Source organism: Cellulomonas flavigena DSM 20109 (genome assembly GCF_000092865.1).
Taxonomy (GTDB): domain Bacteria; phylum Actinomycetota; class Actinomycetes; order Actinomycetales; family Cellulomonadaceae; genus Cellulomonas; species Cellulomonas flavigena.
Genome location: NC_014151.1, coordinates 268,984 through 293,565, shown reverse-complemented (window position 1 = coordinate 293,565; position 24,582 = coordinate 268,984). Strand labels below are relative to the sequence as shown.

The 24,582-nt window shown below is 73.1% G+C and carries 22 protein-coding genes; 15 read left to right on the top strand and 7 right to left on the bottom strand.

Features of this window, described 5'->3' with window-relative positions:
• The first annotated feature begins 60 nt into the window (after positions 1-60).
• The gene (locus CFLA_RS01270) at positions 61-954 is read left to right on the top strand and encodes an ABC transporter ATP-binding protein (RefSeq protein ID WP_013115504.1); all 894 of its coding nucleotides are present in this window, start codon (positions 61-63) and stop codon (positions 952-954) included.
• On the top strand, positions 951-2,543 hold the full coding sequence (locus CFLA_RS01265; RefSeq protein ID WP_013115503.1) for an ABC transporter permease: 1,593 nt from the start codon (positions 951-953) through the stop codon (positions 2,541-2,543). The genes CFLA_RS01270 and CFLA_RS01265 overlap by 4 nt, the downstream gene beginning before the upstream one ends.
• 267 nt (positions 2,544-2,810) lie before the next feature.
• Here CFLA_RS01265 and CFLA_RS19865 read toward each other — a convergent pair whose 3' ends face one another.
• Both CFLA_RS19865 and CFLA_RS21330 read right to left on the bottom strand, forming a co-directional pair.
• Positions 2,811-3,740, bottom strand: a complete 930-nt coding sequence (locus CFLA_RS19865; RefSeq protein WP_148234259.1) for a hypothetical protein — start codon at positions 3,738-3,740, stop codon at positions 2,811-2,813.
• 541 nt (positions 3,741-4,281) lie between these two features.
• Positions 4,282-4,692: a sulfurtransferase TusA family protein gene (locus CFLA_RS21330; protein ID WP_081449625.1), complete on the bottom strand. Its 411-nt coding sequence runs from the start codon at positions 4,690-4,692 to the stop codon at positions 4,282-4,284.
• Positions 4,693-4,733: 41 nt separating this feature from the next.
• On the opposite strand from CFLA_RS21330, the gene CFLA_RS01250 reads away from it, so the two are divergent.
• The 6 genes from CFLA_RS01250 (at position 4,734) to CFLA_RS01220 (ending at position 14,679) form a co-directional block, all read left to right on the top strand.
• Complete coding sequence (locus CFLA_RS01250; protein WP_013115500.1) at positions 4,734-5,099, top strand: DoxX family protein; 366 nt, start codon at positions 4,734-4,736, stop codon at positions 5,097-5,099.
• A 355-nt stretch (positions 5,100-5,454) separates the two neighbouring features.
• A complete protein-coding gene (locus tag CFLA_RS21060; protein ID WP_013115499.1) occupies positions 5,455-6,486 on the top strand; it encodes a glycoside hydrolase family 11 protein in 1,032 nt (343 codons plus the stop codon).
• 380 nt (positions 6,487-6,866) lie between these two features.
• Positions 6,867-9,872, top strand: coding sequence for an endo-1,4-beta-xylanase (locus CFLA_RS20775; protein WP_013115498.1), 3,006 nt, complete (start codon positions 6,867-6,869; stop codon positions 9,870-9,872).
• Between the two features lie 440 nt (positions 9,873-10,312).
• Positions 10,313-12,340 carry a glycoside hydrolase family 11 protein gene (locus CFLA_RS21055; RefSeq protein ID WP_280956310.1) on the top strand — a complete coding sequence of 676 codons (2,028 nt, stop codon included), beginning with the start codon at positions 10,313-10,315 and terminating at the stop codon, positions 12,338-12,340.
• A gap of 150 nt (positions 12,341-12,490) precedes the next feature.
• Entirely contained in the window at positions 12,491-13,120 is a 630-nt protein-coding gene (locus tag CFLA_RS01225) for an FMN-binding negative transcriptional regulator (RefSeq protein WP_013115496.1), read from the top strand.
• A gap of 215 nt (positions 13,121-13,335) precedes the next feature.
• On the top strand, positions 13,336-14,679 hold the full coding sequence (locus CFLA_RS01220; protein WP_013115495.1) for a CE1 family esterase: 1,344 nt from the start codon (positions 13,336-13,338) through the stop codon (positions 14,677-14,679).
• 199 nt (positions 14,680-14,878) lie between these two features.
• On the opposite strand, the gene CFLA_RS01215 is transcribed toward CFLA_RS01220, so the two are convergent.
• The 4 genes from CFLA_RS01215 to CFLA_RS01200 all read right to left on the bottom strand — a co-directional run bounded on the left by CFLA_RS01215 (position 14,879) and on the right by CFLA_RS01200 (position 17,721).
• The gene (locus CFLA_RS01215) at positions 14,879-15,244 is read right to left on the bottom strand and encodes a fluoride efflux transporter FluC (RefSeq protein WP_013115494.1); all 366 of its coding nucleotides are present in this window, start codon (positions 15,242-15,244) and stop codon (positions 14,879-14,881) included.
• Positions 15,241-15,777 (bottom strand): fluoride efflux transporter FluC, encoded by a 537-nt coding sequence (locus CFLA_RS01210; RefSeq protein ID WP_013115493.1) that lies wholly within the window; start codon positions 15,775-15,777, stop codon positions 15,241-15,243. Before CFLA_RS01210 ends, CFLA_RS01215 begins: the two co-directional genes overlap by 4 nt.
• Entirely contained in the window at positions 15,765-16,304 is a 540-nt protein-coding gene (locus CFLA_RS01205) for a universal stress protein (RefSeq protein WP_013115492.1), read from the bottom strand. The genes CFLA_RS01210 and CFLA_RS01205 overlap by 13 nt, the downstream gene beginning before the upstream one ends.
• Positions 16,305-16,557: 253 nt before the next feature.
• Complete coding sequence (locus CFLA_RS01200) at positions 16,558-17,721, bottom strand: acyltransferase family protein (protein WP_013115491.1); 1,164 nt, start codon at positions 17,719-17,721, stop codon at positions 16,558-16,560.
• 133 nt (positions 17,722-17,854) lie between these two features.
• Here CFLA_RS01200 and CFLA_RS01195 point away from each other — a divergent pair, with 133 nt between their 5' ends.
• From CFLA_RS01195 to CFLA_RS01165, 7 genes are all read left to right on the top strand, one after another.
• Positions 17,855-18,658: an SDR family oxidoreductase gene (locus tag CFLA_RS01195; RefSeq protein ID WP_013115490.1), complete on the top strand. Its 804-nt coding sequence runs from the start codon at positions 17,855-17,857 to the stop codon at positions 18,656-18,658.
• A gap of 114 nt (positions 18,659-18,772) precedes the next feature.
• The gene (locus CFLA_RS01190) at positions 18,773-20,515 is read left to right on the top strand and encodes a putative bifunctional diguanylate cyclase/phosphodiesterase (RefSeq protein WP_013115489.1); all 1,743 of its coding nucleotides are present in this window, start codon (positions 18,773-18,775) and stop codon (positions 20,513-20,515) included.
• Positions 20,512-20,976 carry a GNAT family N-acetyltransferase gene (locus tag CFLA_RS01185; RefSeq protein WP_013115488.1) on the top strand — a complete coding sequence of 155 codons (465 nt, stop codon included), beginning with the start codon at positions 20,512-20,514 and terminating at the stop codon, positions 20,974-20,976. Before CFLA_RS01190 ends, CFLA_RS01185 begins: the two co-directional genes overlap by 4 nt.
• A 92-nt stretch (positions 20,977-21,068) precedes the next feature.
• On the top strand, positions 21,069-22,376 hold the full coding sequence (locus CFLA_RS01180; protein ID WP_245530280.1) for an MFS transporter: 1,308 nt from the start codon (positions 21,069-21,071) through the stop codon (positions 22,374-22,376).
• 32 nt (positions 22,377-22,408) lie between these two features.
• Entirely contained in the window at positions 22,409-22,954 is a 546-nt protein-coding gene (locus tag CFLA_RS01175; RefSeq protein WP_013115486.1) for a DinB family protein, read from the top strand.
• A 29-nt stretch (positions 22,955-22,983) separates the two neighbouring features.
• The gene (locus tag CFLA_RS01170) at positions 22,984-23,583 is read left to right on the top strand and encodes a YdeI/OmpD-associated family protein (RefSeq protein WP_013115485.1); all 600 of its coding nucleotides are present in this window, start codon (positions 22,984-22,986) and stop codon (positions 23,581-23,583) included.
• A 54-nt stretch (positions 23,584-23,637) separates the two neighbouring features.
• Entirely contained in the window at positions 23,638-24,018 is a 381-nt protein-coding gene (locus CFLA_RS01165; protein WP_013115484.1) for a hypothetical protein, read from the top strand.
• A gap of 53 nt (positions 24,019-24,071) precedes the next feature.
• On the opposite strand, the gene CFLA_RS01160 is transcribed toward CFLA_RS01165, so the two are convergent.
• Positions 24,072-24,572, bottom strand: a complete 501-nt coding sequence (locus tag CFLA_RS01160; RefSeq protein ID WP_013115483.1) for an NUDIX hydrolase — start codon at positions 24,570-24,572, stop codon at positions 24,072-24,074.
• Positions 24,573-24,582 lie beyond the last annotated feature (10 nt).

The window sequence follows — 24,582 nt, the reverse complement described above, 5'->3', positions numbered from 1 at the left end:
TCCTCGGGCGCAGAATTCCTCTCTTGCGGAATTCCTCACGTGTGGAGTTCACTGGCTCCCATGACCGACACGGTGATCGACGTCCGCGGGCTGACCAAGTCGTTCGGCCGGTTCCGCGCGCTCGACGGGCTCGACCTGGAGGTGGAGCGGGGGCAGGTGCACGGGTTCCTCGGCCCCAACGGCGCCGGCAAGTCGACGACGATCCGCGTGCTGCTCGGCCTGCTGCGTGCCGACGCCGGCACGGTCCGGCTGCTCGGCGGTGACCCCTGGGTCGACGTCGTCGCGCTGCACCGCCGCCTCGCCTACGTGCCGGGCGACGTCTCGCTGTGGCCCGGCATGACCGGAGGCGAGGCCATCGACCTGCTGGGGGCGCTGCGCGGCGGTCTCGACGAGCGCCGTCGCGCCGAGCTCGTCGAGCGCTTCGAGCTCGACCCGACCAAGCGCGGCCGCCAGTACTCCAAGGGCAACCGCCAGAAGGTCGCCATCGTCGCCGCGCTCGCGTCCGACGTCGAGCTCCTCGTCCTCGACGAGCCCACCAGCGGCCTCGACCCGCTCATGGAGAACGTCTTCCAGGAAGTGATCGGCGAGGCGAAGGCCCGCGGCACGACCGTGCTGCTCTCGAGCCACGTCCTCGCCGAGGTCGAGTCCCTCGCCGACCGCATCAGCATCATCCGCGACGGCCGCGTCGTGCGCTCCGGCTCGCTGGCCGACCTGCGCGGCGAGTCCCGCACCACCATCCACGCGACGCTCACCCACGTCCCGCCGGCCGACACGCTCGGCGCGCTCGACGACGTGCACCTCGACGGCGACCGTCTCACCGCGACCGTCGCCTCCGACCGCGTCGGCGACGCGATGACCGCCCTCACCCCGCACGGCCTCACCGCACTCACCGTCGCGCCCCCGTCGCTCGAGAGCCTGTTCCTGCGCCTCTACGGCGACGAGGACGCCCGGTGAGCGCCGCGCTCGTCGGCACCCGGCCCCTGCTGCACGCGACCGCCCGCCACGACGGCCGCCGGTTCGTCCCGTGGATCGGGGTGGCGACGCTGCTCACGGTCTCCTCCGTCGTCGTGTACCCGTGGGTGTTCCCGGACGCCGCCGCGCGTCAGGGCCTCGCCGTCGCCGTCGACGCGAACCCCGCGCTCGGGCTGATCTTCGGCCCCGCGCGCGACCTGACGACGGTCGACGGGTTCAACGCGTGGCGCACGCTGGCGCTCGGCGGGTTCCTCGTCGCGCTCGGCGCGGTCCTCGCGGTCACGCGGGCGACCCGCGCCCAGGAGGACTCGGGCCAGGCCGAGCTGCTCGCGTCGGGCGTCGTCGGCCGCTCCGCGCGCCTGCTCGCGGGGGTCGCGCTCGCACTCGTCGGCTCCCTGGCCGCGGGCGTCGCCGCGGGGGTCGGCGCCGCGCTGTGCGGCGGCGACCCGGAGGCGTCGCTGCTGCTGGGCGCGACGTTCACCGCCACGGGGTGGATGTTCGCCGCCGTCGCCGCCGTCACGGCCCAGCTCGGGTCCGACGCCCGCACCGCGAGCTCGCTGGCCGTCGCGACCCTCGGCACGCTCTTCGTGCTGCGCGGCTTCACGACGTCCCTCGGCGCCCCGGCGTGGACCACGTGGGTCAACCCCCTGGGGTGGACGCTCGAGACCCGGCCTGCGAGCGGGAACCACTGGGCACCGCTGCTGCTCGCGGTCGCGTTCACCGCCGCCGGCGTGGCCGTCGCGTTCGCGCTGCAGGGTCGACGGGACTTCGGCCAGGGCACGATCGCACCCCGCCCGGGACCCGCCCGCGGCACGACGCGCAGCACGTGGCGGCTCGCCGTGCGGGTCAACCGCGCGTCCGTCGCGACGTGGGCCGTGGCCGCCTGCCTGCTGGGCGTCGTGCTCGGCTCGTTCACGACGTCGCTGGACGACCTGCTCGCCGGCTCCCCCGGCGTGCAGCAGGTCCTCGCCGCAGGCGCCACGACACCCGCCGCTCTGACGGGCGTGTTCGTGCGCACCGTGCTCGCGCTCGCCGGCATCGTGGCCACGGTCCCCGGCGTGCAGGTGGTCCTGCGGGTACGCGCCGAGGAGGTCGACGACCGGCTCGAGCCGGTGCTCGCCACCGCGGTCGACCGACGGCGCTGCTACGCCTCCCACGTGGTGCTCGCGCTCGCCGTCTCGGGCACCTGCACGCTGCTGACGGGCACGGTCGTCGCCGCCCTCGCGGACCGGGCCGACGTCGCCGTCGGGTTCACCGACGTCCTGCGGCAGGCGACCGCCACCGTCCCGGCCGTGTGGACGGTCGTCGCGCTGTCCGTCGCGGTCGTCGGCGCACGGCCCGCCGCGAGCCTCGTCGCGTGGGCGGGCGTGCTCGTCTCGTTCATGCTCACGCTGCTGGGCCCGACGTTCGGCCTCGACGACTGGGTGCTCGGCATCAGCCCGTTCTGGCACGTCCCGGCGACGGCGGCCCCGTCCCCCGACTGGTCCGGCCTGGCGTGGCTCGCCCTGACGGCGACCCTCCTGGTGACCGCGGGCGTCACCGCCTTCCACCGCCGCGACGTCCCCCACTGACCCACCACCGAGCCCCGTCCCCCCCCCCCCCCCCCACCGATCCATCGCTCGCCGAACAAGTCCTTCTGCCGCTTCAGCGACCTCATGAGCGGCAGAAGGACTTGTTCGGCGGGGGGTGCGACGGGGGGAGGCGAGCCGTCAGGTCGTGGAGGTACGGCAGCCCGGGCGGCCCGGGTCGCGCCACCGCCGGGCGGACGTGCACGCGGGCCCCCGCCACCGCCTCTCAGCGAACGGTCATGGCGAGGGCCCGCGCCTGCACAGTGTGCGTCAGCTGCCGCAGCCCACGCGCTCGGCCGCGAGGGTGATGTCGTCCACGAGGACGTCGAAGTGGTCGGGCGTCGTGCCGCCCTGGTAGAGCTGCCAGCCGATCCGCACGGTGTCGGCGGTCGGCAGGACGAACGGCACGTCGGCGCCGCCGTGGTCCTCACCGGTCACCGTGAGGTCGGGCTGCGCGACGCCGTCGAACCACAGCGCGACCCGGTTCTCCTGCGCTGACCACTCGAACTCGACGCACTGCCACCGGTCCGCCACCGTCGGCGCGGACTCGCGCCAGCTCGTCCAGTCACCCGTCGGGCCGCCGTCGGCGCCGATGCCCCAGAAGATCGCGTCCTCACCGACGGTCGGCGCGAACTGCCCGCCGAGGGGCCGCACGATCTCGTCGCTGTCCGTGCCGGTGACCTCGACGAGCGTGAAGTGCGCCCAGTCGGGGGCCGTCGGGAACTCGTCGACCTTGATCCGCAGCCGGCCCCAGAACGTGTTGTCGGGCGCCGCGAAGTCCGTGACCTCGAGGAAAGCCTTGCCGTTGTCGACGGTGTGCACGTGCAGCGCCTTGCCCGCACGACCCGCCCGCTCGACCGTCAGCGTGCCGTTGCGCGTGCTGACGCCCCAGTCGAGGCTGGCCGCGCCGCCCGTCGGCTGCCCCTCGAAGTCCTCGCAGAACAGGACGTCGAGGTCGGCGCACGTCCCGCGCGGGCCGTGCCCCCCGGGACCGCCGGGTCCGGGCTGACCCGGTCCGGGACGGCCGGGGCCGGGGCCGGGGCCGCCGGGCTTGCCGGGCCCGCCGGCACCGTGCCCCGCCTGCGGTCCGGCGCCGCCGCCGGACCCCGTCGGGCCGTCGTCCGCCGTCGCGCCGGGTGCGAGCGCGAGCGTGGTCGCGGCGAGCACCGCCACCGCGAGCAGGGTCCTCGGAGTCCTCATGCGCACCAGCCGTTCACTCGAAGGGATGAGTGAGGCGGATGCTAGGCACGAGCGGCCGTGCGGCGCTCGGACCGAAACGATCAACCTGCCCGTGGCGCGCCGTCCCGTGCCCGCGCTGCGGGAGCATCGGGAGAAGGACGTCGTCGCCTGGCTGCTCGACTACGACCCCGCGCTGCGCCGGCAGGTGCTGCGGGACCTCGCCGACGCCCCGGCCGGCGAGGTCGCCCGTGAGCGGTACCGCGTCGCGCACGACGGCTGGGGCGCACAGCTGCTCGCCGCGCAGGACCCCGACGGGCGGTGGAGCGGCGGCACGTTCTTCCCGCAGCGGGTGTCGACGGAGGCCACGTTGCGGCTGCTGCGCACCCTCGGCGCCGACCCTGACGACTCGACCTGCTCGCCGAAGCGCGGCCCCGACGGGCGCTGGTGCCTGGAGCAGCAGCACCACGACCGGTTGTCGATCGACCTCGGCGAGACGGTGGGCGCACCGAGCCGCCGGGCTCACGCTCCTCGCGCTGCGCGTCCTGCGCTGGGCGCGTGGTCGTCAGGTGTCGGCCCGGCGCCAGGGGTAGCGGTCGTCGGTGGGGGCCGGGCGCTGCGCCACCCGCACCGCGTAGGTGGGGCGTGGTCGGCCCTCGACGGCGCCGAGGTAGGCGTGGCCCGTCATGTGGCACCACGCCGGCAGGTCGATGGGCGCGACGGGATCGGTGGTGACGAGGTGGACGACGGCTCCCGCCCGTAGAGTCGCGACCCGGTCCCGCAGGAGGACGAGCAGGCGCGCGCACCCGAGGTCGCCGCCGTCGATCGTCAGGTCGGCCTGCGCGTCCGTCACCTGCGCGAGGGTAGCGGGGCGGAGGCCGCGGGGCCGCGCGAGGGCCGCGCCGACCGGACGGCGCCGTCCGACACGGCAGGCCACCGCCGTGCAGTGGTGGCGCCGTCGCGTACCACCGACCATGCTGCACCCGGGACACCCCACCACGCCCCTGAGGAGAACCCGTGCTCGTCGCGCTCTGGACGGTCAACGCGCTGCTGGCCCTCGCCTTCATCGGGACCGGGACGTTCAAGCTCGCCCGCTCGAAGGAGCAGCTGCGCGCGGCCGGGATGGCCTGGACCGACGACTTCGACGCCGCGCGGATCAAGCTCGCAGGGATCGCGGAGGTGCTGGGCGCACTGGGCCTCGTGCTCCCGCTCGCGACCGGCGTCGCTCCGGTGCTCACGCCCGTCGCGGCCGTCGCGCTCGCGGGGACGATGGTGGCGGCCACCGCGGTGCACCTGCGCCGCAGGGAGTCCCCCGCTCCGGCGGTGGTGCTCCTCGTCCTGTCGCTGGCGAGTGCCGCGCTGGGGTTCCTCGTGCTCGCGTGACGCCGTGACGCATGTCGTCCGACGGCGGCAAGGGCGCGCGTCGGGCGTGCACACGGACCCGCGTGCGCGGTACGCCGTGCTCGAAACTCTCGGCCGCGTGGCGCGGAGGGCGAGTCTGCGGACCTGCCGTCGCAACTCTCGACCCGAGATCGAATCACTAAATGTTTCACAAGTCAGACGTGACGTTCACAGGTCACGCTCCCACGGCCCAGACTCTGGCAAGCGGTTTCGATGGCGAATCCCCACGCACGACCTCGCCGTCGGCGCCGCGCCCAGGCCCGGTCCGCCGGTGGGAGCGAACCGATTCGGCCTTCCCCACGTCTCACCATGACATTCTCAAGGGAGTGCCAAGTTCATGACCGACACTTTCGGCACCCCCCAGGTGGCACGACGACGTGCACGCGCCGCGCTCGGCGCCGTGGCAGCAGCAGCGCTGGCCGCCGGCACCCTCGCACTGGCCTCGCCGGCCACGGCACAGAACGTCAGCAGCAACCAGACCGGCACCCACAGCGGGTACTGGTACTCGTTCTGGACCGACTCGCCGGGCACCGTCTCCGCGGTCCTCGGGAACGGCGGCAACTACAGCACGTCCTGGCGGAACACCGGCAACTTCGTCATCGGCAAGGGCTGGTCCACCGGCAGCAACCGCTCCGTGTCGTACTCCGGGTCGTTCAACCCCTCCGGCAACGCCTACCTGACGCTCTACGGCTGGACCACCGGCCCGCTCGTCGAGTACTACATCGTCGACAACTGGGGCACGTACCGCCCGACCGGCACCTTCAAGGGCACGGTCTCCTCCGACGGCGGCACGTACGACATCTACGAGACGACCCGGTACAACGCGCCGTCGATCCAGGGCAACCAGACGTTCAAGCAGTTCTGGTCGGTCCGCCAGCAGAAGCGCACCGGCGGCACCATCACCGCGGGCAACCACTTCTCCGCGTGGCAGCGCGCCGGCATGCAGATGGGCAGCCACAACTACATGATCATGGCGACCGAGGGCTACCAGTCCTCGGGCTCCTCGAACATCACCGTCGGCAGCACGAGCAGCGGCGGCAACACGGGCGGTGGCAGCACCGGCGGCGGCAGCACCGGCGGCGGCAGCACCGGCGGCACCGACAGCGGCAGCAACACCAACAACGGCTGCACCGTCAGCTGGACCCGCGGCGAGGAGTGGGGCGACCGCTTCAACGTCACCTACACCGTGAGCGGCAGGTCCAGCTGGTCCGTGACCGTCTACCCGAACACGGGGCAGTCGATCCAGAGCTCGTGGGGCGCCACCCGCAGCGGCAACACGTTCCGCTCCAGCGGGTCGAACAGCTTCGGCGTGACCTACTACAAGGGCTCGCAGAACATCAACTACATCCCCTGGGGCATCTGCTCCTGACGACCCGCACCCACGACGCCCGTCGTCGCCCCTGCCTGACGGCCGGGGGACGGCGGGCGTCGTCGTCCTCCCTGATGGAAGCGCTTCGCCGGCGGTCGGGGCTCGCGGTTCGTGCGACGTCTGACCGTCCGGCTTACACCCATCGCCCGTCGGAGGTACGTCCTTTTTCACCCGAAGGCTCACCGTTCCACCACTTAAACGCTTTTGCACTCTCACGGGTGACCTTGACTCCGACAGTTTCGCTCCACACTTTTCCGGCACACGGTGTCGATGGTCGCGGTCCTCGGCTCCGGGCGCATCGCCGACGCGTCGGTTCGGGCCACGCGTCGGTCCCCCACTTCCCCCACCCCGGCTGGACAGCTCAAGGGAGTGCCGACCAGATGAGAAACACCAGATCCTCCGTTCCCCGCCGCACCCGGGGGCTACGCGCTGCCATCAGCAGCGTCGCCACCGGTGCCCTCCTCGCGACCAGCGTCCTGCTCGCGGCCCCTGCCTCCGCGCAGACGATCACCAGCAACGGCACCGGCACCCACAGCGGGTGGTGGTACTCGTTCTGGACCGACTCCCCGGGCACCGTCTCGGCGACGATGAAGAGCGGGGGCAGCTACTCCACGTCGTGGCGCAACACCGGCAACTTCGTCATCGGCAAGGGCTGGAACCGCGGTGACGCGACCAAGGTCGTGAACTACTCCGGGTCCTTCAACCCGTCCGGCAACGCCTACCTCACGCTCTACGGGTGGACCAACGGCCCGCTGATCGAGTACTACATCGTCGACAACTGGGGCACCTACCGCCCGACCGGCACCTTCAAGGGCACGGTCACCTCCGACGGCGGCACGTACGACATCTACGAGACCACCCGCGTCAACGCCCCCTCCATCGAGGGCGACCGCTCGACGTTCAAGCAGTTCTGGTCCGTGCGCCAGCAGAAGCGCAACGGCGGCGGCACCATCACCGCGGCGAACCACTTCAACGCGTGGTCCCGTGCGGGCATGCAGCTCGGCACGCACAACTACATGATCTTCGCGACCGAGGGCTACCAGTCCTCCGGCTCCTCCGACCTGACCGTCACCTCCGGCGGCGGCAACACCGGCGGCAACACCGGCGGCAACACCGGCGGCGGCACGTCCAACGGCTGCACCGTGACGGCCACGCGCGGCGAGTCGTGGTCCGACAGGTTCAACGTCACGTACACCGTGTCCGGCGCCTCGAACTGGACCGTGACCGTCAACCCCGGCTCGGGCCAGTCGATCCAGAACTCCTGGAACGCCACCCGCTCAGGCAACACCTTCACGTCGTCCGGCTCCAACAGCTTCGGCGTGACGTACTACTCGGGCGGCAACACGAGCATCCCGTCGGCCAGCTGCAACTCGACCGGCGGCAGCACCGGCGGGGACACCGGGGGCAACACGCAGAACTGCTCCGCGGGCTACGTCGCGCTGACGTTCGACGACGGCCCGAACACCGGCACGACCAACTCGCTCATCAACGCGCTGAAGTCGGCCGGCGCCACCGCCACGGTCTTCCCGACGGGCCAGAACGTCGCGGCGAACCCGTCGCTGGCGAAGGCCTACGCGGATGCCGGGTTCCAGATCGGGAACCACAGCTGGGACCACCCGTACCTGACGCAGCAGAGCCAGAGCAACCAGCAGTCGCAGCTCTCGCGCACGCAGGACGCGATCCGCAGCGCCACCGGCCAGACGCCGACCATCTTCCGGCCGCCGTACGGTGACACCAACAGCCAGCTGCAGTCCGTGGCGTCCGGCCTCGGCCTGCGCACGGTCACGTGGGACGTCGACTCGACGGACTACAACAACGCGTCGGTCCAGACGATCCGCAACGCGGCCGCGCGTCTGACCAGCGGCCAGATCATCCTCATGCACGACTGGCCGGCCAACACCATCCAGGCGATCCCGGGCATCGTGCAGGACCTGCGCTCGCGCAACCTGTGCACCGGTCACATCTCGTCCTCGACGGGTCGCGCTGTCGCCCCGGCAGGTGGCGGCACGCAGCCGACGCAGCAGCCCACGACGCAGCCGACGACGCAGCCGACGCAGCAGCCGACGACGCAGCCGACGGCCCAGCCGACGAACGCGCCGGCCGGCACGACGCTGCAGGCCGCGGCCGCTCGCACGGGCCGGTACTTCGGTGCCGCGGCGGCGAACTTCTACCTGACCAACTCGGGCATCTCGCCGATCCTCAACCGTGAGTTCAACATGATCACGGCGGAGAACGAGATGAAGGTCGACGCGATGCAGCCCAACCAGGGCCAGTTCAACTGGAACTCGGGCAACACGATCGTCAACTGGGCGCTGCAGAACAACAAGCGGGTCCGCGGGCACGCCCTGGCGTGGCACTCCCAGCAGCCCGGCTGGATGCAGAACCAGTCCGGCACCACGCTGCGCAACTCGATGCTCAACCACATCACCCAGGTCGCCGGCTACTACAAGGGCAAGATCTACGCCTGGGACGTGGTGAACGAGGCCTTCGCCGACGGCTCGTCCGGCGCGCGACGTGACTCCAACCTGCAGCGCACCGGCAACGACTGGATCGAGGCGGCGTTCCGCGCCGCTCGCGCCGCCGACCCGCAGGCCAAGCTCTGCTACAACGACTACAACACCGACAACTGGTCGCACGCCAAGACGCAGGGCGTCTACAACATGGTGCGCGACTTCAAGGCCCGCGGTGTCCCGATCGACTGCGTCGGCTTCCAGGCGCACTTCAACTCGGGCAACCCCGTGCCGTCGAACTACGACGTGACCCTGCGCAACTTCGCCGACCTCGGCGTGGACGTGCAGATCACCGAGCTCGACATCGAGGGCTCCGGCACCTCGCAGGCCGAGCAGTTCCGCGGCGTGACCCAGGCCTGCCTGTCGGTGCCGCGCTGCACGGGTATCACCGTGTGGGGCGTCCGCGACAGCGAGTCGTGGCGCTCCTACGGCACCCCGCTGCTGTTCGACGGGTCCGGCAACAAGAAGGCCGCGTACAACTACGTGCTCGACGCCCTCAACGCCGGCTCCGGCCAGTCGACCGGTGGCAACACCGGCGGCAACACGGGTGGCGGCGACACCGGCGGCAACACCGGTGGCGGCGACGGCGGTGCGACGGGTGGCTACGACAGCGGCAGCTACGTCAACAACGGCTGCACGGTCTCCTGGACCCGTGACAACGACTGGAGCGACCGCTTCAACGTCACCTACACCGTGACGGGCAAGTCGAACTGGACCGTGACCATGCACCCGAACTCCGGTCAGTCGATCCAGAGCTCCTGGAACGCCACCCGGTCGGGCAACACGTTCACGCCCGCCGGTAGCAACTCGTTCGGCGTCACCTGGTACAAGGGCTCGTCGAACAACGGCTGGATCCCGTGGGGCATCTGCTCCTGATCGTCAGGAGCCTCGGCTCCTGACCGCTGCACGACCCGGTGCCCGTCGCCCGGCCGATGACTTTCGGTCCGGGCGGCGGGCTCCGTCGCGTCAGGTCGGGCTCCCATCCCGTCGTCCGACCGACAGCTTTCGGCCCTGAACGCGCGTGATGTCGCGACCCTCCGCGAACCTGTCGGAGCGATCCCGCGCTGCCAGGTTTAACGACAAATCGTTTCACGTCCCGTTTGCCCGGTTCTCCTGCTGGTTCGCCCAGTTCAGACTGGCTCAGTCCGGTGTCGACCGGCGCGATCCGCGCTCCCGAGACCGCACCGTCGCGATCGGTGAGCGCCATCTGACTCCTGCCGACGCGACGTCCATCCGCACAGATGTGTCGCACGAAGGAGCTCTTGATGCTCGACACTTTCGAACCGGCTCGGCCGGCCGCCCGCAGAAGCCGCGCGATGCGCGCTCTCGTGGGCACGGTCGCCATGGCGGCGATGGCCGTCGGTGGAGCCGCCACCGCTGCGCCAGCGTCGGCGCAGACGATCACCAGCAACGGCACCGGCACGCACAGCGGCTGGTGGTACTCGTTCTGGACCGACTCCCCGGGCACCGTCTCGGCGACGATGAAGAGCGGGGGCAGCTACTCCACGTCGTGGCGCAACACCGGCAACTTCGTCATCGGCAAGGGCTGGAACCGCGGTGACGCCAGCAAGTCCGTCACCTACTCCGGCTCGTTCAACCCCTCGGGCAACGCCTACCTCACGCTCTACGGGTGGACCAACGGCCCGCTGATCGAGTACTACATCGTCGACAACTGGGGCACCTACCGCCCGACCGGCACCTTCAAGGGCACGGTCACCTCCGACGGTGGCACGTACGACATCTACGAGACCACCCGCGTCAACGCCCCCTCCATCGAGGGCGACTCCTCGACGTTCAAGCAGTTCTGGTCCGTGCGCCAGCAGAAGCGCAACGGTGGCGGCACCATCACCGCCGGCAACCACTTCTCCGCCTGGCAGCGCGCCGGCATGAACCTCGGCACGCACAACTACATGATCTTCGCGACCGAGGGCTACCAGTCCTCCGGCTCCTCCGACCTGACCGTCACCTCCGGCGGCGGGAACACCGGCGGCGGCGACCAGGGCGGCGGCAACACCGGCGGGGGCAACACCGGCGGTGGGACGTCCAACGGCTGCACCGTCACCGGCTCGGCCGTCGCCGGCGAGTCCTGGGGCGACCGGTTCAACGTCCAGTACACCGTCTCCGGCGCGTCCAGCTGGACCGTGACCGTCAACCCCGGCTCGGGCCAGTCCATCCAGAACTCCTGGAACGCCACCCGCTCGGGCAACACCTTCACCTCCTCGGGCTCCAACACCTTCGGCGTGACCTACTACTCCGGCGGCAACACCAGCGTCCCGAGCGCCTCCTGCCAGGCAGCCGGCGGCAACACCGGTGGGAACACCGGCGGCAACACGGGTGGGAACACCGGCGGCAACACCGGTGGGAACACCGGCGGCAACACGGGTGGCAACACCGGCGGGAACACCGGCGGCAACACCCAGAACTGCTCCGGCTACGTCGCCCTGACGTTCGACGACGGCCCGAACGCCGGGACCACCAACCAGCTCATCTCCGCGCTGAAGAACGCGGGCGCCACGGCCACCGTCTTCCCGACCGGCCAGAACGTCTCGGGCAACCCGTCGCTGGCCAAGGCCTACGCGGACGCCGGGTTCCAGATCGGCAACCACAGCTGGGACCACCCGTATCTGACGCAGCAGAGCCAGAGCAACATCCAGTCGCAGCTCTCCCGCACCCAGGACGCCATCCGCAACGCGACCGGCGTCACGCCGACCGTGTTCCGCCCGCCGTACGGTGACCAGAACGGCACCGTGCAGTCCGTGGCCTCCGGCCTCGGCATGCGCACCGTGACGTGGGACATCGACACCTCGGACTACAACAACGCGTCGGTCCAGTCGATCCGCCAGGCCGCGGGCCGGGCGACCAACGGGCAGGTCGTGCTCATGCACGACTGGCCGGCCAACACGATCCAGGCGATCCCCGGCATCGTGCAGGACCTGGCGTCGCGTGGCCTGTGCACCGGTCACATCTCGTCGTCCACGGGCCGCGCGGTCGCGCCGGCCTCGACCGGTGGCAACACCGGCGGGAACACGGGTGGCAACACCGGCGGCAACACCGGTGGGAACACCGGTGGGAACACGGGCGGCAACACCGGCGGCTGCACCGTCACCGGCTCGGCCGTCGCCGGCGAGTCGTGGGGCGACCGCTTCAACGTCTCCTACACCGTGTCCGGCGCGTCCAGCTGGAGCGTGACGGTCAACCCCGGCTCGGGCCAGTCGATCCAGAACTCCTGGAACGCCACCCGCTCGGGCAACACCTTCACGTCGTCCGGCAGCAACACCTTCGGCGTGACGTACTACTCCGGCGGGAACACCTCGGTGCCCTCCGCCACCTGCACCGCGCGCTGACCCTGGCGCACCGCACCACCGCACGACCGCACGACCCGCGGGGCCGTCCACCGGAGCACTCCTCCGGCGGGCGGCCCCGCGGCCGTCCCGACGGGCGTCCGTGCAGCAATCCCGTCGCCGCCCGCACCGTCGCGGCGCTAGCGTCGTGGCGTGTACGTCCCCGTGTTCAACGCCCTCGACGACGCCGAGCAGGTCCGCGCGCTGGTCGCCTCGGCCGGCTCCGCCGAGCTCGTGACCGTCGGCCCCGACGGCTACCCGACGTCGACGCTGCTGCCCGTCGTGTGGGACGGCGACCGCCTCGTCATGCACATGGCGCGCGCCAACCCGCAGTGGCGGACGATCGGCGACGACGCCCCGGCGCTGGCCGTCGTCACGGGACCGCAGGCGTACGTGTCGGCGTCCTGGTACCCCAGCAAGGCCGAGCACGGCCGCATGGTGCCGACGTGGAACTACTCGGCCGTGCACCTCACGGGCCGGGCTCGGGTACGGACGGACGCGGCGTGGCTGCGCGAGGCCGTCACGCTCCTCACCGACCGGAACGAGGCGGGGCGCGCCGACCGGTGGCACGTCGCCGACGCCCCCGAGGGGTTCGTCGAGAAGCAGCTGCGGGCGATCGTCGGCATCGAGCTCACGATCGAGCGCGTCGAGGCCAAGGACAAGCTGAGCCAGAACCGGTCGGCGGCGGACCACGCCGGCGTCGTCGCGGGCCTGGAGGCCGAGGGCGACCCGCGCGCGGCCGCCGTGGCGCAGGCGATGCGGCGCACGTCGACCGTCCGCTGAGGCAACCAGCGGACCGACCTGCCCGTCCGGACATGCGGCAAAGGTTCGCGCACGACCGACGAGCGTCACCGATGTGTCGAGCGAAGCGTTTCGCCATCTACGTCTAGCTCCTGGTGTATCGCTAAATTCGCCGCACGCCGTGCTGCACCATCACCCCCGCGCGGCGAATCCGCGCACCGGCATCGGGGCCGGGCGCTCAGCAGGGAGGATCCACCGTGCGACTCCGACACACGTCCCGGCCACGCAGGGCGGTGCTCGTGGCAGCAGCCGCGGCGCTCGTCCTCGGCGGCCTCGCAGCCCCCGCGACGGCCCAGCCCGCCCCCACCCTGGCGGGCGGCGTCGCGCCCATGGCCGGCTCGGCCGGCTGTGGCAGCTCACCGCGCCTGAGCACCGGCAACCAGACCATCACCAGCGGCGGGCAGCAGCGCTCGTTCCGCCTCGACGTGCCCTCCAACTACGACCCGAACCGGCAGTACCGCCTGGTGTTCGGCATCCACTGGTGGCACGGTACGTCGCAGGACGTCGTCAACGAGCAGTTCTACGGCCTCAAGCCGCTGGCCAACAACAGCACGATCTTCGTCGCGCCGCAAGGCATCGACAACGCGTGGCCCAACCCCAACGGGCGTGACACCACGTTCATCGACGACATCCTGCGCACGGTCCAGAACGCGCTGTGCGTCGACTCGTCGCAGATCTTCTCGACCGGCTTCAGCTACGGCGGCGGCATGAGCAACGCGCTGGCGTGCGCGCGTGCGAACGTGTTCCGCGCGGTGGCGGTGCTCAACGGTGCGCAGCTCTCCGGCTGCGACGGCGGCACCCAGCCCATCGCGTACCTCGGCTCGCACGGCGTCGTCGACAGCGTCCTCAACATCTCCCAGGGCCGCGCACTGCGTGACCGCGCACTGCGGAACAACGGCTGCCAGGCCCAGAACGCTCCCGAGCCGCAGGGCAACAGCGGGCAGGCGCACACCAAGACGGTGTACCAGTGCCGCGACGGCTACCCCGTGGTCTGGATCGCCAACGACAGCGACCACCAGTGGGCCGCTGTCGACCGCGGCCAGCAGCGCTCGCACGTCCCCGGGGAGATCTGGTCGTTCTTCACGTCGCTGCCGTCGACGAGCGGCCCGACGCCCACCCCGACGCCCACCCCGACGCCGACGGTCTCGCCGACGCCGACCTTCTCGCCCACGCCCTCCTCGACGCCGACGGTCTCGACCACGCCGAGCCCGACGCCGTCGCCCGCGGGCACCACCCCGCCGCCCGCCTCGGGTGGCTGCACCGCGACGTACAAGCTCATGAACTCGTGGCCCGGCGGCTGGCAGGGTGAGGTGACCGTGAGCGCCGGTTCCTCGATCCGCGGCTGGACCGTCTCGTGGAGCTCGAACGGCGAGCGCATCGAGCAGCTCTGGAACGGCGAGCTCTCGCAGGGCGGTCAGGTCCAGGTGAAGAACGTGTCCTGGAACGGCGCGCTGAACGCGAGCGGCAGCGCGAGCTTCGGCTTCCTCGGCAGCGGCAACGCGCCGTCGAGCCTGTCGAACCTCACCTGCTCGGCCGCCTGACACCCCTCTCCCCGGCCGGGCGGGCCCGCACCTCGCGCGTGCGGGCACACCGGACGACCGGGGACGGGCGGGCCGCGCCGTCCTGGTGACACGGCGCGACCCGCCCCACCCATGACGCCGAGTGCGGGGGATCACCCGCCGAGTGCGGGGGGACGACCTCCGCACTCGGCACGGTTCCCCCGCACTCGGCGTCCGGGTGTCAGGGGGAGGTGAGGGTGAGGCCGACGACGGACGCGGCGAGGGACGTCGTGAGCATGACGAGGGCGTGGGTGGCGGCCGCCGGACCGCGGCCGGCGAGCAGGAGACGGGCCGCCTCGACGCTCGCCGTGCTGAAGGTCGAGTAGCCCCCCAGGAACCCCACGCCGAGCACCGCGCCCGCCCCGTCGTGGCCGGCGTGGCCCAGCAGCCAACCGGTCAGCGCCCCCAGGAGCAGGCAGGCCGTGGCGTTGACGACGACCGTGCCGACCGGGACACCGACGGACCGCGTGCGCCGGGTCACGAGGGTGTCGACGACGAACCGCGCGGCCGCACCGAGCCCGCCCGCGAGCGCGAGCACGACGATCACGCGGACGCACCGGGCGTGCCGGGCCCGTCGGGCGTGCCGGACGTGGCCCCGTCCGCCCCGGGGCCGTGCCCCTCGCGGGAGGGGACACGGGCGGCGAGCACCCGCCCTGCCACCACGATCCCGACGCCCGCCGCCGCGACCCCCAGCACCACGCTGCCCAGGGCGTACACCACCCCGGTCACCACGTGGCCGGTCGACACCAGCCGGTGGACCTCCAGCGCGAACGTGCTGTACGTCGTGAAACCGCCCAGCACCCCGGTGCCGACCACGAGACGCACCGCGCGCCGCTGCCCGACGTCCGGACCGCGCTGCAGCACCGCGAGCAACGCACCGAGCACGAGCGAGCCGGTCACGTTGACGACGAACGTCGCCCACGGCCACGCGCCCGGCCCGGCGGGGGACGTGAGCAGCGCGCGCACGAGCACCCCGAGCGTGCCGCCGGCGGCGACGAGCGCAGCTCCCGCCGGCAGGGCGAGCGGGGTGTCGTCGCCCGGCGCCCCGGGCGCTGTGCCCGGCGGCGTCAGCGCTGCCACGGCGCCTGCGGGTCCTTCCAGTCCGCGACGCTCAGCGGCACGGTGAGCACCGGACGGTGCTGGTGGTACGCGAGGTGCAGCGCGATCGAGCCCTCGAGGAGCTCGCGCAGCCGCCCGGACCGGCTGCCCACGACGACCGCCGACGCGTCGACGGCGCGCGCCAGGTGCGTGAGCGCGCGGTCGGGGCGGCCCGCCAGGTAGTGCACACGCCACACGACCTGCTGCCCGGCGAGGTGCTCGGCCGCCTGGGCGCGCAGCTCGTCACGCGTGCGCCGCCAGGCGTCGTCGTTGCCGTCGGGGTCCATCGACATGTGCGCGACGGACCCGTCGGCACGCTCGTGGACGACGTAGCGCGTCGGGTCCACGTACGCGAGGTGCAGGTAGGGCGCCCCGACGGCCCGGCCCCACGCCGCGGCGGTGCGCACCACGAGCGGGTCCTGCCCCGGGACCACGCCCACCACGAGCGGGTGGCCGGCGGGGTCGACCATGCGGTCGAGCGCAGGCTGCGGGACTGCACGGGCGTCCATGGGCTTCCCTTCCGCCGGGCGTGCGTCGCGCCCGGCGAGCACGGGGACGAGGTCGTGGTGGGCCTGCCGGGCGACGGGACGGTCGCCACCTGCAGCCGCGCACCCATCATGACGGTCGCCGAGCGGGTCGCCGTCGGAGGCGTGCCGGTGGGTCGACGAGGTGATCCCCGACGTGCCGCTCCAGGCGCGGGATCTCGACCACCGAGCTCGTCGGGCGGGTCGCACGCCGCGCCGTGCCGCTGGTCCGAGCCCCTCACTCGGACACCGCGATCGGTGCAGCGACCGGGCTGACGGTGGCCACGGGCACCGGCTCGCCCCGACGCACCACGCGCATCGCCCGCCGCTCGACGAGCAGCCAGCTCGCCGTGGCGAGCGCGACCGTGATCGGCAGCGCGAGCGCGGCGTGGACGTACGTCCCCCAGGCCGCCCCGCCGAGCGCGGCGACGAGCTGCTGGCTGGGGAAGGCGTAGATGTAGCAGCCGTACGAGACGTCGTGGCGCCGCACCAGCTCGGGGCACGGAAGCACCTTGCCGAGCCACATCAGGAGCACGGTGATGAAGGGAGCCGCCAGCGCGGGGCCCCAGGTGCCGTCGGCACTGACGAGCAGGACCAGACCCACGGCCGAGGCCAGGGCCGACCACCGGGTGAGCGGGATGACGCCGCGCAGGGCGTGCACGGCGGCGCCCCCCATGAAGAACGGCAGCACGTCGACCAGCAGGGCCACGTCGCGGTTGCCGCCGAAGTAGCCGTTGACGACGGTGTCGGCGTTCGCCGCGGCCAGCACCGTGAGCAGGAAGGTGGGCACCAGCAGCCACGGGCGGCGGCGCATCACGGCGAAGGAGAGCAGGGCGCCGACGGCCAGGTAGCAGAGGAACTCGTAGTAGAGCGACCACAGCGAGCCGTTCCACATGTGGGGGTACGGGTTGGCCGTCAACGTGCCCGCGACGCTCCACTCGTGCATGCTGAGGCCCATGTTGGCCACGACGTGGTGCAGCGGCGTCGCCGGCGTGGTCAGGTAGCCGTCGATCGAGCCGTGCTGGCGGACGTAGGCGATCGGGGCGAACCCCGCGACCACCACGACCAGCGAGACCAGGAAGCCCGGGAAGATGCGGGCGATGCGGTGGCTCAGGTAGTCCACGAACCGGGAGCGCAGCCGGCTGCCGGTGATCAGGTAGCCGCTGAGGCAGAAGAAGCCGTAGACGGCCCAGGTGCCGAGGTGGTCGCCGTTGAACAGCGGGCCGAAGCCGTTGCCCGAGAGGGTGTACGAGTGCGCGAGCAGGACCATCAGCGCCAGCACGAGTCGGACCAGGTTGAGCGAGTTCCGGCGGGGGTCGAACGCCGCGAGGATCGTCTGACCCTGCCACGGGACCAGGCCCTTGTGCCGACGAACCTCGACCTGCCCGGTGGCGCTGCTCACCGGGACACCTTAGGGGGGCCGGACCGCTCAGCGGCACCGTGACTCAGCGCCCGCTCCCCGCGAGCGCCCGTGGGGCACGGGCCGGTCGCAAAGCGCTGGCGGCGGCGTGCCGACGCACCTACGGTCGACGCCCATGAGCGAGGGTCTGCGCGGTCGCACCGCCGTCGTCACCGGGGTCAGCCGCCGTCGCGGCATCGGGTTCGCCGTCGCGTCGCGGCTGGCCCGCGCGGGGGCCGACCTGTTCGTCCAGCACTGGCAGCCGCACGACGCGTCGGTGCCGTGGGGCGCCGACGACGTCGACGCGGTGCTCGCCGCACTGCAGGAGCAGCTCGTCCCCGGCGCACGGCTCGCGGCCACGAGCCTGGACCTCGCGGCCCCCACCGGCGGCGAGGAGCTGGTCGCCCGGGCCACCGACGCGCTCGGGCACCTCGACGTGCTCGTCTGCAACCACGCCACCAGCCAGAGCGACGGTCCCCTGGCCACGCAGACCGCGGAGTCGCTCGACCTGCACTGGGCCGTCAACGCGCGCTCGACGATCCTCGCGACGAAGGCGTTCGCCGCGCAGCACGACGGACGGCCCGGCGGACGCGTCGTGTGGATGACGTCCGGGCAGGTGCGCGGCGCGATGCCGGACGAGATCGCGTACGTGGCGTCGAAGGCCGCCCTGGCCGGACTCACCGCCTCCGTCGCCGCCGACCTGGCACGCCGCGGCGTCCTGCTCAACACCGTCAACCCCGGGCCGGTCAACACCGGCTACCTCGACGACGCCGTCGCCCACCTGCCGCCCGAGAAGCTCGCCGAGATCAACGCGCAGTTCCCCGGCGGGCGGTTCGGGGAGCCCGACGACCCGGCACGGCTCATCGCGTGGCTCGTGAGCGACGAGGGCCGCTGGATGGTCGGGCAGGTGCTGTCTACCGAGGGCGGGTTCGACCTGTAGCCCGACCGGACGGAGCCACCCCGGACGTGGCGAGCGGGTGATCCTTGCGCCGTCCGGGGCACCGACCCGGCGCCGCGCCTGGACGTGCGCCCTCGCGGCCCACGATGGTGGGGCGTGGCCACCACGACGCGCACCGGCACGTCGGACGTCCTCGTGCGCACGACCGCCTTCCTGTTCGGCGTGGGCGGCGTCGCGGCGGCCCTGCTGTCGCTCGACGTCGTGCGCATGCAGGGAGCCCGCGGGCTGCCGCTGCTCACGCTCGCGCTCCTCGCGGTGGCGACGAGCCCGGTGCTCCTGCTCGTGGGCCCGCGCATCCCGACGCGCGGCATCGCCGCGACCGTGCTCGTCGGCGCCCTCGCCCTGACCGTCGGCACCATGTTCTCCCCCACGCTGACGCTCGCGATGACGTCCGCCGCGATCGCGATGCTCGTCGCCATCGAGTCGATGTTGTTCCTGCGGCGCCTCGACGCGTGGGTGCTCGTCACCGTCGCCGGCGTCGGGCAGGTCGTGCCGCTGCTCGTCGTCCACCACGTGCCGCCGCTGGTGTGCGCCGCGTACGCCGTGCTGTGGACGGGCGTCGCGCGCGCCGTGGGGGTGCTCGCGCGCTACGCCTCGACCGCCGGCGTCGACGCCCTCACGGGCCTGGCGGACCGCCGCGCGTGGGACGCCGCCCTCGAGCAGGCCATCGACCGGCGCGGGCGACGCGGCCAGCCGCTGTCCCTCGCGCTCGTCGACATCGACCACTTCAAGCTCGTCAACGACGAGCGCGGCCACGCCGCCGGCGACGACCTGCTGCGCGCCACCGCCGACGCGTGGCGCACGCTCGACGTGCCCGGCATGGTGCTCGGACGCCGCGGCGGCGACGAGTTCGCGGTGCTGCTCCCCGGACGCACCGGGGCCGAGGCGCACGCGCTCGCCGACCGGCTGTGCGCCGCGGCGCCCGCGCCCGCGTCGTGCGGCGTCGCCGAGCACGTCGAGGGCGAGACCGTCACCGAGGTGCTGCGCCGCACCGACACCGCGCTGTACGCCGCGAAGGCCGCCGGGCGGGGCCGCACGGTGCTCTCGGAGCGGCGGCGCCACGGGCTCGTCGACGACCTCGTGCGCGGCCTCGACGCCGGCGAGGTGCACGTCGAGCTGCAGCCGATCATCGAGCTGGGCTCCCACCGCGCCGTCGCCGTCGAGGCCCTCGCCCGCTGGGACCACCCGGACCTCGGGCGGGTGCCGCCCCTGGAGTTCGTGGCCGTCGCCGAGGACGGCGGGATCATCGACCGTCTCGGCGCCACCGTGCTGCGGCTCGCGTGCGCCGACGCGCACGCCCTGCAGGAGGCGTGGGGCCGCCGGGTCTCCCTGGGCGTCAACGTGTCGGGGCGCGAGCTCGTCGGCCAGGACTACGCGGCCCGGGTGCTCGCCGCGCTGGACGCCGCCGACTGGCCCACCACGCAGTTCGTCCTCGAGGTCACCGAGAGCGTCGTCGAGGCGTCCGACCCGGCGGCGCTGCGGGCCCTCGCGACCCTGCGCGCGAGCGGCGTGCGTGTCGCCATCGACGACTTCGGCACCGGGTACTCGTCCCTCAGCCGCCTGGACGAGCTACCCGCGGACTTCCTCAAGCTCGACCGGCAGTTCCTCACGTCACTGCCGACGTCCACGCGGCGCACCGGCATGGTCCGCGCGCTGCTCGACCTGTGCGCCGAGCTCGGCATGCACGTGGTCGCCGAGGGCGTGGAGACCGCCGAGCAGGCCGCGATGCTCGAGGAGCTCGGCTGCCACTCCGCCCAGGGCTACCACTACGAGCGGCCGCTGCCGGTCGCCGCGCTCGCCGCCACACGGTGGGCCACGGGCGGTACCGTCCCGGCGTGACCACCCTCGACACCGCCCGCTACCGCTTCACCGCCGACCGCGCCGACGTCGACCGGGACACCGTGCACCACTGGCTCGCGGACCTGTCGTACTGGGCACGCGGGCGCACGCGCGCCGCGCAGGACGCCGCGGTCGACGCGTCCCTGTGCTTCGGCGTGCACGAGCGGGACACCGGGCGGCAGGTCGCGTTCGCGCGCGTCGTCACCGACGGGGCGACGTTCGCGTGGCTGTGCGACGTGTTCGTCGACGACTCGGCGCGCGGGCACGGCGTCGGCACGGCACTCGTCGCGGGGGTCGTCGAGCACCTCGACGCCCTCGGGCTGCCGCGCACCGTCCTGGCGACGGCCGACGCGCACGGGCTGTACGAGAAGTTCGGCTTCGAGCGCACGGCGCCGGGGCGGTACATGGCGCGCCTGACCGACGCGACCGCAGGGCCGCCGACCAGCGCGACGGGCGACTGAGCGGCACCCGTCGGCACGCCGCGGGCCCGGCCGCGGGCGCGCAGGTGGGAAAGGTTGCAGAGGTCGCGGGGGTGCGCGCCTACGCTGACCCGGTGTCGACGTCCCTGCTCGAGCGGGCCCTGCCGGAGCGCCTCGGGCGGCCCTTCCGGTGGCTGCTCGGCTCGGCCTGGTCGTCGAACCTCGGCGACGGGCTCGTGCTCGCCGCCGGGCCGCTGCTCGTCGCGTCGCGCACGGACGAGGCGTTCCTCGTCGCGCTCGCCGCGCTGCTGGGGTGGCTGCCGCCGCTGCTGTTCGGGCTGGTGGCGGGCGTCGTCACCGACCGCGTCGACCGGCGGCGGCTCGTCATGGCGATGGACGCCGTCCGGGTCGTCGTGCTCGCCGTGCTCGCGGCGTGCGTGGCCGTGGAGGCCGCGCCGATCTGGCTCGTCCTCGTCGCGCTGTTCCTGCTGGGGACCGCCGAGACGTTCGCCGACAACGTCGGCGGCACGCTCATCCCGATGATCGTGCGGCGTGACGACCTCGCGGTCGCCAACTCCCGCGCGATGGCCGGGTACGTCGGCATGAACCAGCTCGCCGGACCGCCGCTGGGCGGTGCGCTGTTCCTGCTGGGCCAGTGGACGCCGTTCGCGGGTGCCGCCGTCCTCATGGCCGCCGGGGTCGTGCTGATCTCGCGCATCACGCTGCCGCCGCACGGCCGCGAGCAGCACGAGCGCGGCAGCGTCCGCGCCGATATCGCGGAGGGCGTGCGCTGGACGTGGCACCACCCGGCCGTGCGCACCCTGGTACTGACCATCCTCATCTTCAACGTGACGTTCGGCGCCGCGTGGTCCGTGCTGGTGCTGTACGCGCAGCAGCGGCTGGGCCTCGGCGAGGTCGGGTTCGGCATGGTGGCCACGACGCAGGCCGTCGGCGGGATCATCGGCGTCGCCGCCTTCGGGTGGCTGACGGCGCGTCTCACGCTGAGCAACCTGCTGCGCATCGGCCTGGTGGTGGAGACGCTCACGCACCTGGGCCTCGCGCTCGCGACGAGCCCGTGGGTCGCCATGCCCGTCTTCTTCGTGTTCGGCGCCCACGCGTTCGTGTGGGGGACGACGTCCGTGACGATCCGGCAGCGCGCCGTGCCGTCGGAGCTGCAGGGCCGCGTCAACAGCGTCAACCTCATCGGCACCTTCGGCGGGCTGGTCGTCGGTGCCGGGATCGGCGGGTGGCTCGCGCAGCACTGGGGCGTGACGGCGCCGTTCTGGTTCGCGTTCGTCGGGTCGGCCGTGTTCGTCGTGCTCATCTGGCACGAGCTGCGGCACGTCGCGCACACCGACGCGCAGCCGGCACCGGACGCGGCGGACGTCGGGCGTGACGACGTGCCCGTGCCCGACCCGTCCGCGGCGGACGCCCGCCCCTGACACGGGCGCGCCCGTCTGGCAGGCTCCCGGCCGTGGACGTCGACACCCCCCTGACCCCCGAGCGCACCGAGGCCCCGCACCACGCGGACGAGGCCACGACGCTGCTCGCGTTCCTCGACCTGCACCGCCGCACGCTGCTGCGCAAGGTCGACGGGCTCGACGCCGCGGGTCTGCGCCGCCCGCTGCCCCCGTCGACGATGACGCTCGCCGGGCTGCTCAAGCACCTGGCGATGGTGGAGGACAACTGGTTCTCCACCGTGTGGCTCGACGCGCCCGTCGAGCCGTGGGCGTCGGCACCGTGGGACCAGGACCGCGACTGGGAGTGGACGAGCGCGCTCGACGAGACGCCGGAGCAGCTGCGCGCGCAGTGGGACGCGTCGGTGGCGCGCTCGCGGCGCACGGTCGCGGCGGCGCTGGCCGCCGGGGGCCTGGACCAGGTGTCCGCGCGGCGGCACCACGGGACGGGCGCGCCGGTGTCCCTGCGCTGGGTCCTGGTCCACATGGTCGAGGAGTACGCGCGGCACAACGGCCACGCGGACCTGCTGCGCGAGGCCGTCGACGGCGCCACCGGGGAGTGAGTGTCGGCGGGGCACGGCAGGATGGCGTCGTGGCCGACGACCTGCCGGAGCTGCTGCTCCCCGACGCCGCCGCGTGGCGCGCGTGGCTGACCGAGCACCACACGCAGACCACGGGCGTGTGGCTCGTGCTGCACAAGAAGGGCGGCGACGTGACGAGCCTGACGTACGTCGAGGCCGTCGAGGAGGCCCTGTGCTTCGGGTGGATCGACGGGCAGGCGCGGCGGCGTGACGACGCGAGCAGCTTCCAGCGGATGACGCCACGGCGGGCGCGCAGCCCGTGGTCGGCGGTCAACGTCGCGCGCGTCGAGCGGCTGGAGGCGGAGGGCCGCATGCAGGACGCGGGACGCGCCCAGGTGGCCACGGCGAAGACGGACGGTCGGTGGGAGGCGGCGTACCCGGGCCCGGCGACCGCCGAGGTCCCCGACGACCTGGCCGCGGCGCTCGACGCCGTCCCCGCGGCACGCGCGTGGTTCGACGTGCTCACGTCGGGCAACCGGTTCGCGGTGCTCCACCGGGTGCGGGAGGCCAAGCGGCCCGAGACCCGTGCGCGCCGCATCGCGGGCTTCGTGGCCGACCTCGCCGAAGGGCGCACGCCGTACCCGCAGAAGCGTCGACCGGACTCTGTCTGACACGCGTCCAGGAAACCGCTCGCCACGCCCGTTTGCTCCCGTATCCTCCCGGTCATGGCTGTCCGGCTGCACTACCGCGCCACCCGCCCCCGTGCGCTCAGCGCCGACGAGGTCACGACCGCGCGCGCACTCGTCGCCGCGCACAACGCGGACTTCCCCTACGACGCCGAGCTCCTCACTCTCGCCGCCCCCGGCGACGAGGCCCTGGAGGGCACCACGACGCTCCCCGAGCAGGACCCCTTCTCGACGCTCCTCGGGCTCGCTCACTGGTGCCGCGCCCTCACCGAGGTCCGCCGCGCCCTGCCCGGCACGCAGTGGGAGGTCAGCGTCGACGACGAGCCCGTGCCGTGGGACGACGAGGGCGGCTTCGGCTGGCCCGAGCAGCGTGACCCGGCGACCCTCGACCTCATGCGCGACCTCCGCCCGTCCTCCTGACCCCCTCCCCCTCTCGGCGAGAGAGCAATCCAGCCCGGTGAGCGGGCCAGTGGTCAGGAGGTCGCGGTCGCCAACGCGTCCAGGACCGGCTGCTGGCCGGCGACGAGCAGCGGTCGGGCCCGCTCGAGCGGGAACCACACGGCCCGGTCGACCTCCGGGACGTCGACCCGGCGCCCCGAGCGCGGCGGCCACTCGACCTGCGCGGTGCTGATGCCGGCGCGCGCCGTGAGTTCGGGCGACGCGGGGTCGTCGGGCGAGCCGACGAGCCAGGCCGGCACCTCGACGGCCAGGACGTGCACGACCTTGCCCGACGAGTAGCGGAACGCGCCGAGGTCCACGACGGGCCCGTCGGGCGCGGGGACGCCGAGCTCCTCGGCGAACTCGCGGCGGGCGGCGGCCTCGACGTCCTCGCCCGGCTCGACGAGCCCCTTGGGGATCGACCACGCGCCCTCGTCCTTGCGCGCCCAGAACGGGCCGCCCATGTGCGCGATCAGCACGTGCGCGTCCGCGCCGCGGCCGTGGTGCAGCAGGAGGGCGGCGCTGGTGACGGGCACGACGTCATCC